This window comes from Hallella seregens ATCC 51272 (assembly GCF_000518545.1).
GTDB lineage: Bacteria > Bacteroidota > Bacteroidia > Bacteroidales > Bacteroidaceae > Prevotella > Prevotella seregens.
Genome location: NZ_JADU01000025.1, coordinates 42,413 through 60,005, shown reverse-complemented (window position 1 = coordinate 60,005; position 17,593 = coordinate 42,413). Strand labels below are relative to the sequence as shown.

The 17,593-nt window shown below is 53.5% G+C and carries 12 protein-coding genes; 8 read left to right on the top strand and 4 right to left on the bottom strand.

The annotated features are described in order from the left end of the window. Positions 1-33: 33 nt before the first annotated feature. Together L888_RS0108790 and L888_RS13515 are read right to left on the bottom strand one after the other, a co-directional pair. On the bottom strand, positions 34-2,637 hold the full coding sequence (locus tag L888_RS0108790) for a fimbrillin family protein (RefSeq protein ID WP_027952620.1): 2,604 nt from the start codon (positions 2,635-2,637) through the stop codon (positions 34-36). A gap of 102 nt (positions 2,638-2,739) precedes the next feature. Next, complete coding sequence (locus tag L888_RS13515) at positions 2,740-2,967, bottom strand: hypothetical protein (protein WP_245594851.1); 228 nt, start codon at positions 2,965-2,967, stop codon at positions 2,740-2,742. A 555-nt stretch (positions 2,968-3,522) separates the two neighbouring features. Here L888_RS13515 and feoB point away from each other — a divergent pair. Next, entirely contained in the window at positions 3,523-6,024 is a 2,502-nt protein-coding gene (gene feoB, locus L888_RS0108775) for a ferrous iron transport protein B (RefSeq protein ID WP_027952619.1), read from the top strand. A 2-nt stretch (positions 6,025-6,026) separates the two neighbouring features. Here feoB and L888_RS0108770 read toward each other — a convergent pair whose 3' ends face one another. Next, positions 6,027-6,869, bottom strand: a complete 843-nt coding sequence (locus L888_RS0108770; RefSeq protein ID WP_027952618.1) for a DUF5715 family protein — start codon at positions 6,867-6,869, stop codon at positions 6,027-6,029. A gap of 164 nt (positions 6,870-7,033) precedes the next feature. On the opposite strand from L888_RS0108770, the gene L888_RS0108765 reads away from it, so the two are divergent. From L888_RS0108765 to pyrF, 7 genes are all read left to right on the top strand, one after another. Beyond that, the gene (locus tag L888_RS0108765; protein ID WP_005843403.1) at positions 7,034-8,068 is read left to right on the top strand and encodes a PhoH family protein; all 1,035 of its coding nucleotides are present in this window, start codon (positions 7,034-7,036) and stop codon (positions 8,066-8,068) included. Between the two features lie 71 nt (positions 8,069-8,139). Next, positions 8,140-9,090 carry a phosphoribosylaminoimidazolesuccinocarboxamide synthase gene (locus L888_RS0108760; RefSeq protein ID WP_027952617.1) on the top strand — a complete coding sequence of 317 codons (951 nt, stop codon included), beginning with the start codon at positions 8,140-8,142 and terminating at the stop codon, positions 9,088-9,090. Positions 9,091-9,099: 9 nt separating this feature from the next. Beyond that, the gene (ubiE, locus tag L888_RS0108755; protein ID WP_027952616.1) at positions 9,100-9,834 is read left to right on the top strand and encodes a bifunctional demethylmenaquinone methyltransferase/2-methoxy-6-polyprenyl-1,4-benzoquinol methylase UbiE; all 735 of its coding nucleotides are present in this window, start codon (positions 9,100-9,102) and stop codon (positions 9,832-9,834) included. Positions 9,835-9,874: 40 nt separating this feature from the next. After that, entirely contained in the window at positions 9,875-10,621 is a 747-nt protein-coding gene (locus tag L888_RS0108750; protein ID WP_005843398.1) for a shikimate dehydrogenase family protein, read from the top strand. Between the two features lie 44 nt (positions 10,622-10,665). Beyond that, positions 10,666-11,829, top strand: coding sequence for an AIR synthase-related protein (locus tag L888_RS0108745; protein ID WP_027952615.1), 1,164 nt, complete (start codon positions 10,666-10,668; stop codon positions 11,827-11,829). Then, positions 11,829-12,944 carry a peptide chain release factor 1 gene (gene prfA / locus L888_RS0108740; protein ID WP_005843395.1) on the top strand — a complete coding sequence of 372 codons (1,116 nt, stop codon included), beginning with the start codon at positions 11,829-11,831 and terminating at the stop codon, positions 12,942-12,944. The genes L888_RS0108745 and prfA overlap by 1 nt, the downstream gene beginning before the upstream one ends. A 7-nt stretch (positions 12,945-12,951) precedes the next feature. Beyond that, positions 12,952-13,779 (top strand): orotidine-5'-phosphate decarboxylase, encoded by an 828-nt coding sequence (gene pyrF, locus L888_RS0108735; protein WP_027952614.1) that lies wholly within the window; start codon positions 12,952-12,954, stop codon positions 13,777-13,779. A 157-nt stretch (positions 13,780-13,936) separates the two neighbouring features. Here pyrF and L888_RS0108730 read toward each other — a convergent pair whose 3' ends face one another. After that, on the bottom strand, positions 13,937-17,419 hold the full coding sequence (locus L888_RS0108730) for a hypothetical protein (RefSeq protein WP_245594850.1): 3,483 nt from the start codon (positions 17,417-17,419) through the stop codon (positions 13,937-13,939). Positions 17,420-17,593 lie beyond the last annotated feature (174 nt).

The window sequence follows — 17,593 nt, the reverse complement described above, 5'->3', positions numbered from 1 at the left end:
ATGTCAAAGAGCGATGTTTGGGTATATCAGGAATTACTCCGCCACGGGCCGCACCCCTATTCCCATTCCTCGGGCAACAATGCTCCAGGTACGCATCTGGTCTCGCATTCCCCAAAGACAGACTCCACTGTGTCTGTAGTTCGCATTGGCCATCCACAGCCAGAAGTGGGTCTTCCTGCCGCCATAGTCCATGTTAGCGGCTGTGAGGTATCCTGTCGTGGGGAAATAGATTTTTCCGGTGGGAGAGGCAGGGGCATTGAACTCGAATCCTTGGATGGCATTGAACCGTGCCTCACCGTTGCCACCTACGACATTGCCCAAGGTGAAATATTGGAAGCCAGCGGTTGAAGGCATCTTGCAGCCTACTGGTGTGGGGTCGTAAACGGTCTTGACAATGGTGTTGCTGTAAGGGCTGTCCTGTGCCGGGTCGTCGGCCGACCACAGATTGTCGTACTCGTTTGCGGGGTGCCAGTCGCCCTCGTTTCCTTGCGTATAGAACGCCCTTGGATACCTGATCTGCTTCCAGAACTCCACCGGCCCCCCACTGCGGTTGATGCTTCCCTGCACTGGGTTGATGCTGGGGAAAGCGTCCTTGCGACCCCATTGGTAAAGCACTGCGTAGCCGCGGATATAGGTGGTGGCAGGATTCTGCTTGATCCAAATGACGGCTGCCTTTTTGGGGCCAGTTGTCTGTCTGACGGCTATGCCTACACTACGGGTTGTTTCGTAGGTGGTGGCACTCCATGCCGTGTATTTCCAACCGAGGGTCTCTTTCGTGAAATGATTCATGACACCCTGTTTGTTGGTGACGGGTATTTTATCGAGCACATCGTCGGGGGCAAACCACAGGTGGTAGCTCCACAGCGTGTTGTTCGAGGCATCGGTTACGGCCAGCACCACGTTTCCCTGTCTCATTTGGGCCTTTGTCACCTGGAAAGTGAGGAAGTATTTATCGGCACTGACAGCGGGATTGCTCACGAGGTTCGTTTCGTCGGCCCATACCACATATACTCCTGTAGGCCGGTATCTGGCCACTATCCACGGATTGTTGATAGCCTGCGCAAAGGCATCATGAAAATGCCACAGGCAATGGTTCCCGCTGGAAGAATGGCTGTTATAGGCAACAGCATTGGCTGCGCCATTTTTGATGGCATTGCCGTAAACGAGTGGTAGCTTGTAATATCCAGGTGCGGAGATGACATAGCTGTTGGCTGTATTCCTTGTCGTGGTTTTGCCCTTGATGTCGTGGAGGGACAGGTCGTAGGGTGCAGCAGCCGTTCCTTTGGCCGGTGCGTTCTTCAGTTGGTTGTTGCGCCAGGTTACCTTGTCTGCCAGATAGTCTACCCTGACCGTAGCCCTGCCCTGCTCGGCTGCTGTTCCACCGTTGCCATTTCTCTTTGTCAGGCCAGTGAGCCAAGTGGGTGGCGTGGTTTTCCATGATCCGTCATAGTAATAACTTTCCACTTTCCATGGCACGGGCTGTACGGTTCCGTTGGACGCACGCCGATAGCTTGTCACACCGTAAGGATTGGACGTTCCGGCATTGTAGGCAATGTTGGCAGGCGAGGAAGCCGTTATCTGCCAGTTCCAGTTGCTCGTCGAGGAGTTCGACAACTTGTAGGTCTTGGTGGTTCCTGGCTTCCACTCGCCCTTGAGCGTGGCTGTGATGGCCTTGCCGTTGGTGAAATAGATTTTGGCCTTGATTCCTTTACCGGTCAGTTGCTGCGGAAGCATTAAGAATGTGTGGTTGGGACCGGTAATCTCACTGTTGACGGCCTTGGCAGTGGAAAGACTCACGCCACTGAGGGTAAACGTTCGTGGAGTATTTTGCCCTTTCCATCCCACACCATATTGAAACCGCCCCTTGCTGCTGGCACCGAGAATCTCGATCTTGTTGATGGTCCAGTTCCATGACAGGTTTTCGCCTACGGCAAACTTCACGGCCGTCAGCCAGTGATGAAATCGAAGCGGTACTGCCGGGGCCACGCCACTGTTGTTGTAGGTAATCTTGTCTGAAAGTGCCAGCATCAGGTCTTTCTGGGCTGGCACGCTCGGATTTACCGTAAAGTCGATATAGTCGCCCGTGGGAACGATGTCCGCGTTAGCCCCTGCTCCGGTGCTATACGGATAGTAGCCTCTGAATCTCAATGCTCCGATGCCGTTTTTCCATCGATAAGTTTTATATGTCCGTCCGTTAGGACGTGTCCGTTCATTATAAAAATACCAACTGACGGGTGTGTATCTGTATGCGTGCATCCCGAAATCGGCATCGATGGATGTCTTGACAGTGCCGCGGGTTATCACCTCATTGCTGTCGCGCTTCACGGGGTTCACACCATCCACGGTGGTTTCTATCAGGCAGAGGCTGTCGCCGTCCTCTACATCAATTTTCCCAATGGGGTAGACACTTTTCGCCTTTCCTGCACGGGTTTCAGGGTCTCCTGTTTCCATATCAGCCTCGGGAGCATCCTGCACATCGCGCACATCGAATGTCATCTCCATGCCCTGTTCTTCCTGCGAATTGCCCTCATCGGGCAGATCCTTGTCGGCGCACGAGACGACCATGAGCAGGACTGCGAGAGACAGCGCCTGCACGGCAACGCTGAATGGGGGATATTTATTCCATTTTGTTTTCATACTTCCGTTTTTAAATGATTTTACTTGAGTTTTCTTCTTTGTCCTCTGCTGCCATCAGGCATTCTGTTGGCCTGTCAGCCGTTTAGGCTCACCGAAGCAGGACTATTCCTCGTCCCACTTCCAAGGCTCGAATTGTTTGGCTGGCACGCCATTGTTTTCGTCGTCCAAATTCGTGTCATTGTCATCAACCCCGGGAGGAACTACGATGGGAGTTGTGCTGATGGGCGGACTGCCGACAAGGATGGCGTTTTCGTTCTCCACGGCGACGACCTCGCAGTTGGGGCAGACATAGGGCTGCCTGTGCTTGTCTTGCTCTTTTTTTGTTTTCATGTTTATACGCTTCATTTTAGTTTGGATTTAATTTGCTTTTTGAAGTGTTTAAAAGCTGCTTATTTCCCTTTTCGTCCGGCTGCGAAAAGGGTACGAAAAGTGGGGCAAAGGAAACTCCGGGGAGTCCTTTGCCTATTGGGGTTGCGCGAGGTTCACCTCGCGCGCGTACGCGTGTATGTTTTAGAGAGAGGTAGTAAGTCTGGCTCTTAGAGAGAGAGTAGCAAATTATTTGGAACTACCAAATAATTCGACGAAAAATTTGCAGGAAAAATCATCTTTCCCTGTGCCTCTTCTGCTCTGTTGTATCTCTTTATGGTGTACATGTTTTGCGACAAATGCGCTGCAAAGTTAACGAATGTTTGCGAAACGGGCAAGAGAAAGCCGGGAAAAATTAAAAAACTCACATGTAAAGGCTATGCCCCACACCTCTTATATATACTTCTCAATTCCTGCATCCCCATTTTTAGGTATTCTCGTGATTCCGTCGGTGAAAACCCGACTCTGTGCCGTGATTTCTTCGTAATTTTGCATTGTAATCATGCAAAGCAAGGAGACATGAAATTATCAGAATTGCATACGGGTGAGAGTGGCATCATTGTCAAGGTGACAGGACATGGCGGCTTTCGCAAACGAGTGGTTGAGATGGGATTCATCCGTGGAAAGCGAGTGGAGGTGCTGCTCAACGCCCCACTGCACGACCCTGTGAAGTATAAGATTATGGGCTACGAGGTGAGTCTGCGCCATAGCGAGGCGGAAATGATAGAAGTGATCACCGAAGACGAGGCCCGCCAGAAGCAGATGCACCGCAGCACAAACTCGGATGCCACAGCTACGGCACCGTCAGGCGTAGCCCCACAGGCAGAAGCCAGTCCGGCCGCTGCCTCCACCCAACCCCTGACCGACGAGCAGATGCTGGCGGCAGCCAGAAGCGAGAGCCGGGTCATCAATGTGGCCCTCGTGGGCAACCCAAACTGCGGCAAGACATCGCTCTTCAACTTTGCGTCGGGCGCACACGAGCGCGTGGGCAACTACTCGGGCGTCACCGTGGATGCCAAAGAGGGGCATGCCGTCTTCGGCGACTACCAGTTCAATCTGGTGGACCTGCCCGGCACCTACTCGCTCTCGGCCTACTCGCCCGAGGAACTCTACGTGCGCAAGCAGCTGGTAGAGAAGACGCCCGACGTGGTCATCAACGTCATCGACACCTCCAATCTGGAGCGCAATCTTTACCTTACTACTCAGCTCATCGACATGCACGTGCGCATGGTGGTAGCCCTGAACATGTTTGACGAGACCGAGCGACGCGGCGACCACGTCGACATTGACACGCTCTCGCGCCTGTTCGGCGTGCCTATGGTGCCCACAGTCTTCACCTCGGGCAAGGGAGTGCCCGAACTGTTCCAAGCCATCATCAAGGCTTATGAGAGCGCCGAGGATCAAGACCCCCACTACCGGCACATCCACATCAACCACGGACACGAGATAGAACACGGCATTCAGGAGATACAGGAACACCTGAAAATGGAGCGCGCCTTGCGCGAACGCTACTCCACCCGCTACCTGGCCATCAAGCTGCTGGAGAACGACAGCGAGGTGGAGAACTATGTGCGCACGCTGCCCGATGCCGCCGAGATATTCAGCCACAGGGATGAGGCGGCCCGCCGTGTCAAGGAAGAGACCAAAGAAGACTCAGAGACTGCCATCATGGATGCCAAATACGGTTTCATCCACGGTGCGCTGGAGGAAGCCCAATACGAGACGGGCAACAAGGAGGACACCTACCAAGTTACCCATCTGCTCGACCGTATTCTGACCAATCAGTTTGTGGGATTCCCCATCTTTATCCTCATGTTGGGCATCATGTTCTTCGCCACTTTCATGCTGGGGGCCTATCCCATGGACTGGATAGAGGCTGGCGTGGAGTGGCTGGGGGGCTTGCTCGGCCAGTTTTTACCCGAGGGCCCGGTCAGAGCCATGCTCATCGACGGCGTGCTGGGCGGCGTGGGTGCGGTTATCGTATTCCTGCCGCAAATTCTGATTCTATACCTGTTTATCTCGTTCATGGAGGATTCCGGCTACATGTCGCGGGCAGCCTTTATTATGGACAAGCTGATGCACAAGATGGGCCTGCACGGCAAATCGTTCATCCCGCTCATCATGGGCTTCGGCTGCAATGTGCCGGCAGTGATGGCCACACGCACCATCGAGAGCCGGCGTTCGCGGTTGGTCACTATGCTCATCCTGCCCATGATGAGCTGCGAAGCCCGCATCCCCATCTACATCATGATTGTGGGCACGTTCTTCGGGCTGCGCATGCAGTGGCTCGTCATGCTCTCGCTCTATCTCATCGGCATACTGATGGCCGTAGTAATGAGCAAACTCTTCACCAAGTTTATGGTCAAGGGTGAGGACACGCCATTCGTGATGGAGCTGCCACCCTACCGCTTTCCCACCACCAAGGCCCTACTACGCCATACGTGGGAAAAGGGCAAACAGTATCTGAAAAAAATGGGAGGAATCATCCTGGTGGCCAGCATCATCGTTTGGGCACTGGGCTATTTCCCTCACAACGACCAGCTCGACCAACAGCAACAGCAGGAGCAGAGCTACATCGGACACATTGGCAAGGCCGTGGAACCCCTCTTCCAGCCGCAGGGTTTCAACTGGAAACTCGACATCGGGCTGATAGCCGGTGTAGGGGCTAAGGAAATAGTGGCCTCAACGATGGGCGTGCTCTATTCCAACGACGACAGCTTTTCAGATGACAACAGCTATAATGACGAAAACGGGAAATACGAAAAACTGCGCCAGCAGATGACCGCCGACTTGGCCCAGATGCACGGAATGACCATGGATGAAGCAGCGCCCATTGCCACACTGACGGCCTACTGCTTCCTGCTATTCGTACTACTCTACTTCCCTTGCATTGCCACAATCGCAGCCATCAAGGGCGAAACAGGCTCATGGAAATGGGCACTTTTTGCAGCCGGCTACACCACGGGCTTGGCTTGGGTGGTGTCGGCAGTAGTGTTCCAGATAGGGCGACTGCTGCTGTAGCCCTACCTCACGGTGATGTGGAAGCACCCCTGCTTCACCTCGTACTTGATGTAGCACCGTCCCGATTCGCGCATGTCGCGCAGCACTTCGGCAAGCACATACTTCAGCGTGTCGTTGCGTACGGCGCGGCGTGGCGTGCCCAGTGCCTCGACCGTTTTGTAGCGGTTGTAACACACGTCGAACGTGGTGCCGTAGAGATGGCAGCTGTTTTGGGTGGCGTTGCCGTTGTGACCGCGCAGTTTCTCCACGTCGGACTTGGAACGCAACACACTTGTAACGATGAGTTTATGCAGGGGGATACCTTTGATTTGCAGGCTGTCGAAGAAGTTGCGCCCTATATCCTGCAACAACACTGAGGCACGCGGCACGAGATAAGGAATGCTGTTGCGAAGCTTATCGACATGAAAATACGGATTGCTGCCCACATACACCAGCTCTGCCTTGCGGCGTTCGGCTTCCTCACGGTCGGTCACTGGGCTGACGCCCCACTTGTTGGCAGCAGCAAACTGCACGTCTTGCTGGTCAGGGAACGACTTGGAATAGCCCGGAACACTCAAGATGCGGTTTTTGACAAGACTGCCGTCAGGATGGAAAAAACGTGAACTCGATGTCCCTTGTCTATGAGGTATCGTGCGTACAAGGGCAATACTGTCGCGACGGGTCGGCCGGGAGGCTTCTGCCGTTGCTATAGCATCGGAATCGGTGGCAGACCCGGAGTCAGTGGACGAAGGGGCACCGGCAGCAGGACGGTGGGCCGCCACAGAGGGGAAAATACACCTGACCAATGCCAGAAGCAAGGTGACGGCCAGAAATCCTTCCAAATATCTTCTTTTCGTTATTTTCATTTCATGTGCAAAAATAGCATAAATCGGAAGAAAAACAAAACAAAAACATTGGAAAAACGGCAATCTTTCGGAAAGATTTCGCACTAAATCAACCTGCAATTCACAATTTTCTTGTAACTTTGCAACATCAATATTCCACATCATTATTCAAAAGAACAGATACATTGATAGAGAAGCATATCGTATTGGAAGACATTGATCCGCTGACCTTTTACGGTCTAAACAACGGTCATCTTCAGATGCTCAAATCCCTATTCCCCAAGTTGCGTATCATGGCCCGCGACAACGTGATTCGCGTGCTGGGCGACGAAGAGGACATGGCACGGATAGAAGAGTGCATTGAGAATATGCGGAGGCACGTGCTAAAATACAACACCATCTCGGACGAAGATATCCTCGACATTGTGAAAGGACATAAGACCAAGGCCGATGCCGCAACGGACGTGCTGGTGTACAGCATTTCGGGGCGACCCATCAAGGGTCGGTCGGAGAACCAACAGAAGCTGATAGACGCTTTCGGGAAGAATGACATGATATTTGCCGTGGGGCCGGCCGGTACGGGCAAGACTTATCTGAGCATCGCGCTGGCTGTGAAAGCCCTGAAAGAGAAGACGGCCAAAAAGATTATCCTAAGTCGGCCGGCTGTGGAAGCCGGCGAGAAGCTGGGGTTTCTGCCCGGCGATATGAAAGACAAGATAGACCCCTATCTGCAACCTCTCTACGATGCGCTGGAAGACATGATTCCGGCCACGCGTCTACAGGAGATGATGGAAAAGCGTATCATTCAGATAGCCCCGCTCGCTTTCATGCGCGGACGGACGCTAAGTGACGCCATCGTCATTCTGGACGAAGCACAGAACACGACACCCGCCCAGATACGCATGTTCCTGACACGTATGGGCTGGAGCACCAAGATGATCGTCACGGGCGACATGACCCAGATAGACCTGCCACACGAACAGAAGAGCGGTCTCAAGGAAGCCTTGAAGATTCTCTCGGGCATTGAAGGCATATCGGTGGTGAACCTTTCACAGAAAGACATCGTGCGCCACAAACTCGTCACAAGAATTGTAACAGCCTACGATGCCTACGACAAAAAACAGGAACAGGAGAAGACCAATAAAGTCAGGCTAAGGACAAGGCCCACACACGAAAGCCAGGTGCCGATGCTCGATACCAATATCATCACAGAAAACTAAAATTCAATCACTTAATATGGGAGCCCTCTGTATAAGTACCCCATAAGGGGAAGACGAGGGGATACAGTTTTATGAAAGCATTGACGAATACTGATTTCCATTTTGATGGACAGAAGAGTGTTTACCACGGCAAAGTACGTGACGTTTACAACATCGACGACGACCTGATTGTGATGGTCGCCACGGACAGAATCTCTGCATTCGATGTGGTGCTGCCCAAGGGCATTCCTTTCAAAGGACAGGTGCTCAATCAGATTGCCGCCAAGTTCTTAGACTCCACGAACGACATCTGCCCCAACTGGAAACTGGCCACCCCCGACCCTATGGTGACCGTGGGTGTGAAGTGTGAGGGATTCCGCGTGGAAATGATCATTCGCTCCATCCTCACCGGCTCGGCTTGGCGTGCCTATAAGGATGGCTGTCGCGAACTGTGCGGCGTGAAGTTGCCCGAGGGCATGCACGAGAACGAGCGTTTCCCCGAACCCATCGTCACGCCGACGACGAAAGCCGACGAAGGTCACGACATGAATATTTCGCGTGAAGAAATTATTGCGCAAGGCATCGTGTCGGCCGAGGACTATGCCGTCATTGAGGACTGGACACGCAAGCTCTTTGCTCGTGGCCAAGAGATTGCGGCCAAGCATGGACTGATTCTTGTGGATACCAAATATGAGTTTGGCAAGAAAGGCGATCAGATTTATCTGATAGACGAAATACATACTCCCGATTCCAGCCGTTATTTCTATGCTGACGGCTACGAGGAGCGCTTGGCCAAGGGCGAACCCCAGAAACAACTCTCCAAGGAGTTTGTACGTCAATGGCTCATAGAGCACAACTTTATGAACGAGCCAGGCCAGACCATGCCCGAGATAACGGATGCGTATGCCGAGAGCGTGTCGGATCGTTACATAGAACTTTACGAGCACATCACCGGAGAGAAGTTCGACAAAGCCGCAGAGGCAGGAGATATTGCAGCTCGCATAGAAAAAAACGTCAAGGACTATCTTGCCTCCCGCAAGTAACCCCACCTTATGTATAAGCAAGAGGAAATCAAGCCTTACGACGAGAAGAGCGACAAAGGGGCGTTGGTAGAGGAAATGTTCGACAACATTGCCCCTAATTACGACACCTTGAACCATCGTCTGTCATGGAACATTGACAAGGCATGGAGGCGCAAGGCCATTGGACAGCTGGTGCCCTATGCCCCTCGGGTCGTGCTCGACATAGCCACGGGGACGGGAGACTTTGCCATACTGGCAGCCAAGATGCTCAAACCGGAGAAACTAATAGGGGCTGACATTTCCGAAGGAATGATGACCATTGGAAAGAAGAAAGTGAAAGCAGAGGGATTGGACGAGGTTATCTCGTTCCGTCGGGAGGATTCGCTTCACATGTCTTTTGCCGACGAGACATTCGATGCCGTGACCGCTGCCTTCGGCATTCGTAATTTCGAGGATCTGGATCAAGGGCTCAGGGAGATGTTCCGTGTGCTGAAGACAGGCGGACATCTGAGCATTGCCGAGTTGACAAGGCCCATCTCGTTTCCAATGAAGTCACTCTTTACGTTTTATGCTCATACTTTCTTGCCTGTCTATGGCAGTTTTATCTCGAAAGACAAGAGTGCCTATTCTTATCTCACGGCCACCATTGAGGCTTTCCCGCAGGGAGAGGAGATGATGGCTATACTGAAAAAGGCAGGGTTCCGCAAGGTTTCGTTTCGTCGACTTACCTTTGGCATCTGTACGCTCTACTTCGCCGAAAAATAACCCAAACCACAATAGTCCCACCTGATAAAGTATACAGACGATGGATAAATATGGACTGATAGGCTATCCGCTGATGCACTCGTTCTCTGTTAATTACTTCAATGAGAAATTCCAGAACGAGGGCATTGATGCCGTCTACGAAAACTTTGAAATTCCCACCATAGACGGGTTTCAGGAGATTATCGACACAACACCCGGACTGCGCGGCCTCAATGTCACCATTCCTTACAAGGAGAAAGTTATCAGCTATCTGGACTCACTGAGTCCGGAAGCCAGGGCCATCGGGGCCGTGAACGTCATCAAAGTGATTCACAAAGGCAAGAAGACTCTCCTGAAAGGCTATAACAGTGATGTCATAGGGTTTACCAAGAGTATTGAGCCTTTGCTTGAAACCTATCACAAAAAAGCCTTGGTGCTGGGGACAGGCGGGGCATCGAAAGCCATCGACTTTGGACTTAAGGCTCTGGGGCTGGAAACAGTGAAAGTGAGTCGGTTTGAGCGGCCCGACACCATCTGCTATGAGCAGGTGACAGCAGACGTTGTCAAGGAGTACAACGTCATTGTCAACTGTACGCCAAGCGGCATGTATCCTCATGCAGACGAGTGCCCCAATCTGCCTTACGAAGCCATGGACAGCCGCACGCTGCTCTACGACTTGATTTACAATCCGGACGAGACACTGTTCATGAAGAAAGGATTGGCCCAGAATGCAACTGTCAAGAATGGTTTGGAAATGCTTCTGCTGCAAGCCTTTGCCAGCTGGGAGTTCTGGAACAGCAAGGAATAAGGGAGGCAGAACAAGAAAAACAAGACTGATAAATCAAAGAAAATATGAACAACCGATATATGATGCGAGGCGTAAGTGCAGCGAAAGAAGACGTACACAACGCCATCAAGAACATTGACAAGGGCATCTTCCCACAGGCTTTCTGCAAGATTATTCCCGACATACTCGGTGGCGACCCCGACTACTGTAACATCATGCACGCCGACGGGGCCGGCACCAAATCGTCGCTGGCCTACATCTATTGGAAAGAGACAGGCGACCTTAACGTGTGGAAAGGAATCGCTCAGGATGCCATCGTCATGAACACCGATGACCTGCTTTGTGTAGGTGCAACGGACAAGATTTTGGTTTCAAGCACTATCGGACGCAACAAGGCATTGGTGCCAGGCGAGGTCATCAGTGCCATCATCAACGGCACCGACGAGCTGTTGACCCAAATGCGGGGTATGGGCATTGACATCTGGCCCACGGGTGGAGAGACGGCTGATGTGGGCGATCTGGTGCGAACCATTATCGTGGACTCAACCGTCACCTGCCGCATGAAACGTGCGGATGTGATCGACAACGCCCATATCCGTCCAGGCGACGTTATCGTGGGACTGAGTTCCACGGGCCAGGCCACCTATGAGAACCGCTATAACGGTGGCATGGGCAGCAATGGACTGACCAGTGCCCGTCATGACATGTTTGCCAAATACTTAGCAAAGAAATATCCCGAGAGCTACGACCACGCCGTGCCCAATGAGTTGGTCTACAGTGGAAAGTTCCGGTTGACGGATGCCGTAGAGGATTCTCCGGTGGATGCCGGCCAGCTGGTACTCTCCCCCACCCGCACCTATGCTCCAGTCATCAAGAAACTGCTCGACGAGCTGCGGCCCGAAATACACGGTATGATTCACTGTACAGGTGGCGCGCAGACCAAGGTGCTTCACTTCGTGGGCGAGGATTGCCGTGTTGTGAAAGACAACATGTTCCCTGTTCCCCCACTGTTCAAGGCTATCCACGATGCCTCCGGCACAGACTGGAAAGAAATGTATCAAGTGTTCAACATGGGCCATCGTATGGAAATATACGTACGACCGGAAGTGGCCGAACGGGTAATTGCTGTGAGCAAGAGCTTCAACATCGATGCCCAGATAGTGGGACACGTAGAAAAAGGAAAACGTTCTTTAACCATTACCTCCGAATTCGGAGAATTCAATTATTAATGACAGACAGCAACAACAACATATTAGAGAAGCTGGACGGGCTGGAAGCCCGTTACGAAGAGGTGGGAACGCTGATTACGGACCCATCCGTGATAGCCGACCAACAGCGATACGTCAAGCTGACCAAAGAGTACAAGGATCTTGGCGACATCATGAATGCCCGCAAGCGATATGTGGAGTGTCTCAACGCCATCGCCGAAGCCAAGGATATTTTGGCTAACGAAAGTGACCCCGACATGAAAGAGATGGCCCGTGAAGAGCTTTCTGCCAATGAGGCTTTGCAGCCGCAGCTGGAAGAGGAAATCAAGATTGCCCTCGTACCCAAGGATCCTGAGGATGCCAAGAACGTACAGATGGAGATTCGTGCCGGAACCGGCGGCGACGAGGCAGCTCTGTTTGCCGGCGACTTGTTCAGCATGTACAAGAAGTTCTGCGACTCGAAAGGTTGGAACCTGAGCGTGACCAGCGTCTCGGAGGGTGCTGTAGGAGGATACAAGGAGATAGACTTTGCCGTGAGTGGTGACAATGTATATGGCGTGTTGAAGTATGAGAGCGGCGTGCATCGCGTGCAGCGCGTGCCGGCCACCGAGACACAAGGCCGCATGCACACCTCGGCGGCCACCGTAGCCGTGCTTCCAGAGGCCGACAAGTTCGAGGTCAACATCAACGAGGGCGACATCAAATGGGACACTTTCCGTTCGAGCGGGGCAGGCGGCCAGAACGTCAACAAGGTGGAATCCGGCGTGCGTCTGCGTTATCCTTGGAAGAATCCCAATACGGGCGAAGTGGAGGAAATTCTCATCGAATGCACCGAGACGCGCGACCAGCCCAAGAACAAGGAGCGCGCCCTAAGCCGTCTTTATACCTATATCTATGACCATGAGCATCAGAAGTATCTCGACGACATCTCCAGTCGCCGCAAGAGTCTGGTTTCCACGGGCGACCGTAGCGCAAAGATTCGCACCTACAACTTTCCGCAGGGACGTGTCACCGACCATCGTATCGGCTATACCACGCACGACCTGCAAGGTTTCCTCGGCGGAAACATTCAGGACATGATAGACCATCTCACCGTAGCCGAAAATGCAGAGAAACTCAAAGAAAACGAATTATAACCCTCCCATGACTCGCAAACAACTCGTAGCACAGATATTCGACAAGCAGACGTTTCTGTGCGTCGGCTTGGATACCGACATCAAGAAAATCCCAACTCATTTGCAGACAGCCGAAGATCCTGTTTTTGAATTCAACAAGCGCATTGTCGATGCCACCGCCCCCTATTGCGTGGCCTACAAGCCCAACCTGGCTTTCTATGAGAGTTTGGGCGTGAAAGGCTTGGTTGCTTTTGAACGCACGATAGCCTATCTCAAACAGCAATGTCCCAAGCATCTCATCATCGCCGATGCCAAACGCGGCGACATTGGCAACACCTCCACGATGTATGCCCGCACATTCTTCGAGGAGTACAATCTCGATGCTCTCACTGTGGCTCCTTATATGGGAGAGGACAGCGTGAAGCCCTTCCTGGCCTACGAGGGCAAGTGGGTGGTATTGCTGGCCTTGACATCCAACCAAGGCTCGCACGACTTCCAGCTCACGGAGGACGCACAAGGCGAACGGCTCTTTGAGAAAGTGCTGCGCAAGAGCCAGGCGTGGGGCGACGAAGACAACATGATGTATGTCGTAGGCGCCACCCAAGGTCGGATGTTCGAGGATATTCGCCGCGTAGTGCCGTCGCATTTCCTGCTTGTGCCCGGTGTCGGCGCCCAGGGCGGCAGTCTGCAAGAGGTGTGCCGGTATGGCATGACCAGTCAGTGCGGCCTGTTGGTCAACTCCAGCCGCGGCATCATTTATGCCGGAAACGGAGAAGACTTTGCGGAAATGGCAGGACAGAAAGCACGGGAGCTACAACAACAGATGGCTGCAGAGCTGTCTAAAATCCAGGGCTAAGACTCATTCGGAAAATGCCAAACGGCATTCCCGTGGCTTCCCGCTTGCCAAAATAATTGGGCAACAGGTTCCTTTTCCTGTCGCCCAATTATTTTAGAAGCCTGAAGCAAAAGCCGAAATAACCGGCAAAAAGAACGGACAAAAGCTTGTCTGTTTGTTACTTGAACACGATTTTCTTATGGTTCGCGATGTAGATGCCGTTTGCCCGCGGAGCGCCAACCCTGCGCCCCTGCAGGTCGTAGCAGTCATTGTCGGGGGCGCCGTGTCTCAACTCTCGAATGCCGACGGTTTCGTTGTCCTTTGAAGCCAGCAGTCTCAGATTGTCAATGTAGAGCAGACTGTTGTTGGCCGCGCCGACGGCTGCCGATGTTCCAAATCCCAACGAAATGGTGACCAGTTGTCTTTCAGCCAGTTCAAAGTCGTAGCACAGCTGCTGCCATGTGCTGGGCTGCGTGGGATACTGGAAGAAAGTCTTGTCAGCCGTGATGATTCCAGTCAGCGATGTGTTCACGTTGCCTCCCTGACTCACAACGGTTTGTCCGTCGTTCCGGCTTTCGTTGGTACATACATAGCGGGCATTCATGAGCAGTCGATACTTTCCCTTGTCAAGGCTTGTCTGCTGCGTGATGGCATTTCCGCCCTTGTCCCATGAGTTGAGAACGGTGAGCGTGCGGTTGCCGCACGCCCCATCGGCAATGGGGCGTGGGCAGCGGTCAACATAGTTGCCCACGTTGCCGGGACTTGCACAGTAGAGCGTGGTGCTGTAGGGCATGGAATACATGCGGCAGAACTTGGAACCGCCATGCAGTGTGTTGGCTGCCGTCCACCCCTTCACGGGCAAGATGTTGGGCCATCTGCTGTCATTGGCCTGCACCGTGTTCACATAACACGGGCTGTAGGTGTTGCCTCCTATTGTCACATGACCAGTGGCATCGCCATAGGTCACGTCTTCTTCAAACGAGGCGTTGGCTATATGGTTTGCCGTAATGTTGTTGTAGCCTACGGTGAGGTCTTCTTCTTTATCTTCGGGAAACTCGTTGGTTTCTTCTATCAAGAGCTTGCCGTCAACGATGCTGAGCTTCAGCGTGCCGGCCATGTTGGTGCGTCGGCGCACCACCTTCCCATGGCCCACCATGGCTGCTACGTCCACAGGCGCAAGGTTGCCCTGCAGGTTTTTCAGGTAAACAACGTTGGGCGAGTTTTTATCCTGAACGGCTTTTATTCCGTTCTTGCCGCTGATGAAGAATCGGAGCTCGCCAGTTATGGCGTGATTCTCCTCTGCCACAAAGCTGGCCGAGGCCTTTCCGTCTTCAATGTCGGTCTCGACGTTGAACACCGGGGCCCCGTAGGCCGTGCCAACCTTTTGTATTTTGCATTTTTGGTCGCTGGCAAAGTTGCACAGCAGCAGGTAGAACGTGCTGTCCGGGTCGGCCGCCATGGCGCCGTTCCATCCCTCCGGACAGACAAGCTGCCGGCCTTTTTCAAAAAGCCGCCGCGTGCCGGTGGCGGTCGTGTTGCTGTAATAGATCAGGGCACGGCGGTCTACCACATCATTCCGCCGGCAAGTCCGCTTGCCGGCACCGTAGAGCGTATAGAGCCGGGCCGTCAGTATCGAGTTGTTGTTGCTACGATCGCCGAAAGCCATGTCCTTGTATTTCCCGTCAGCGGCAAGCTGCACAATGCCCAACGCATTGTCGACGTTGACCCATGGCGTGCTGAACGTGGAGAAGCCCGCCCCGTCGAGCTGCCTGTGTCCCGTCTCGGTGTAGAGCGTCCGCCGGGTCTTGGTCAGCTCGTCCACGCTCACGGCCGTCAGTCCGCCCTTTTCGGCCGTGATGACGGCATCGGCGTTTGCACGCACATTGTCCAAATAGATCACAGCATTGCCGGGTGTGGCGTAAATGGCAAATCGGTTGTTCAGCGTCCCCTCATTGGTGTTGAGCTCGCCGTTCATGGCAAAACTGTTGCCTTTCAACTGATAGATGCCGCTCACCACGGGCGTGGCGTTGGTTTTCTTGCCGCTCACTTCGTACCATCCTATGAGGTTTCCGGTGTTGTTGGCCCTGTAAGGCACGATGATTTTATTTTTGTCCACCGAGTTTGCCGCGATATATCCCGTGTAGCTTTGCAGTCCCTTGCTCCACGAGAAAGTGACAAAGCGGTCGTTGGTCGCGGCCCGCACAATGTTTTGCGACGTGAAGAGCTTGGCCGCGCCATATTGTTCGTTGAAGTGGTTCCAGTCGGTTGCCGTCATCGAGGCTGTGGGCAGGAGCTCGTGCATGAGCCAGGTCATCATGACACGATGGGCTTCGACGCCCATGCGGCGTGCGCCCACGTCGGCTCGCAACAGCCAAGAGCCGTCGGCAGTAGTGGTTTGCCGCGCCTTGATCATCTTGTAGGCCAGGTTCTCAAGCAGCAGTGCATGCGGGTCGCGCAGGAAGCAGGCGTTGGTCGAGTAGCTGGTAATCTGGTCATAAAGAAACAGACTCCAGTCGTTGCCGTTGGGCATGGCCAGCTCGCCGTCGGCCAGTGCTAGGTGATAAAGCACCTCTTTCATCACCTTGTCGTTGTTGTGCATGAGGGCGTTTGTCTTCCATTTCTCGTGGCCAATCATTGCCGTTTGGAACAGCTTGAGCGCCAAGGCGGCCTCACCCAACTCTTGAACGACCACATTCTGGTAGGAAGTATGAAAGTAGTTGTGGTTCTGGAGCGTGTAGTCGTCGTAGAGGTTCTGCCCACGATACAGGTCTTTTACCGTGACGTTGTCGTAGTCGGGGTCGATGACTGTCATGTCGTTGGCATCGTCTTTCTGCGAATAGCTGTTGATGGCAAACTCGCGCAAGCGGGCAAACCAGCGGGGCGCCAGCTCGTCATTCGGCATCAGGCCCAAGGTTGCGGCCAGCACGTCGGCCTCCCATCCGTTCTCCTCGGCCTTGGTGTCGCCTGCATAGCCCGTGGGTATGGTGCGCTCCAGCTGGTAGTTGCACTCGGCCTTCAGCAGTTGGCAGACCTGTTTTTTCTGCTCGTCCGACAGCTTATCCCATTGAAAGAAAGCCGAGTAGGCCACCGACATGGCCCACAGAGAGCTTTCCCACACATGGTCTCGCACAGAGGTGGAGCCCCAGTAGTCGCCGCCGGCACACGTTTTCAGCCTGTTGGCCTTGTGTGTGCTGTAGGCAAAGACGAGGCTTTTCATGGCCATTTGCTCCAGGTCGGCCCAGGTAACGCCGCCAGGCAGCACCACTTTCCCCTGGGCATACTTGACGAGGAAAGCGCAAACCATGGACAGGTCGGCATTGGCCCTTACGCCCTGTTCGTTGCTGCCCATGGTGTTCTCGCCTTTGAAGCATCCGCAAGCCTCGCCCAGACTGTTGGCAGTTGCACAGTGCTGGAAGTCGTTCTTCATGTAGACGGAGAAGTTGGCCAGCATCTGCAGCAGGTCCGCCTTCATGGCATCCCCCTCCACGAAACGGGCCGTTATCACGCCCTCGGTAGGGCTTGCAACGCTTTCCTCCGTGTTGTCGTTGTGGAATGAGGCGTTCGGCACGCATCGTGGAGCGGCATCGGCCTTATGGCCGTCGGCCAGGAGAGGCACGACAAGTAAGGCGCAAAAAGCAAGAGTAACGGTTCTCGACATCATTTTTTGTTGGGTTTGCTTGACGTTTTCGGGGTGACATCGTTGGGTTGCCACGGTGCAAAGATAGCAAAAAAATGGGGAGACGATGCGTTTAAAATAGAAATAGATACGGCTTGCCGCCAGTTTGGCCTTGCGATTGCACGGGAATCATGCGGTCAGAAAGGCGTAAACGCGAGC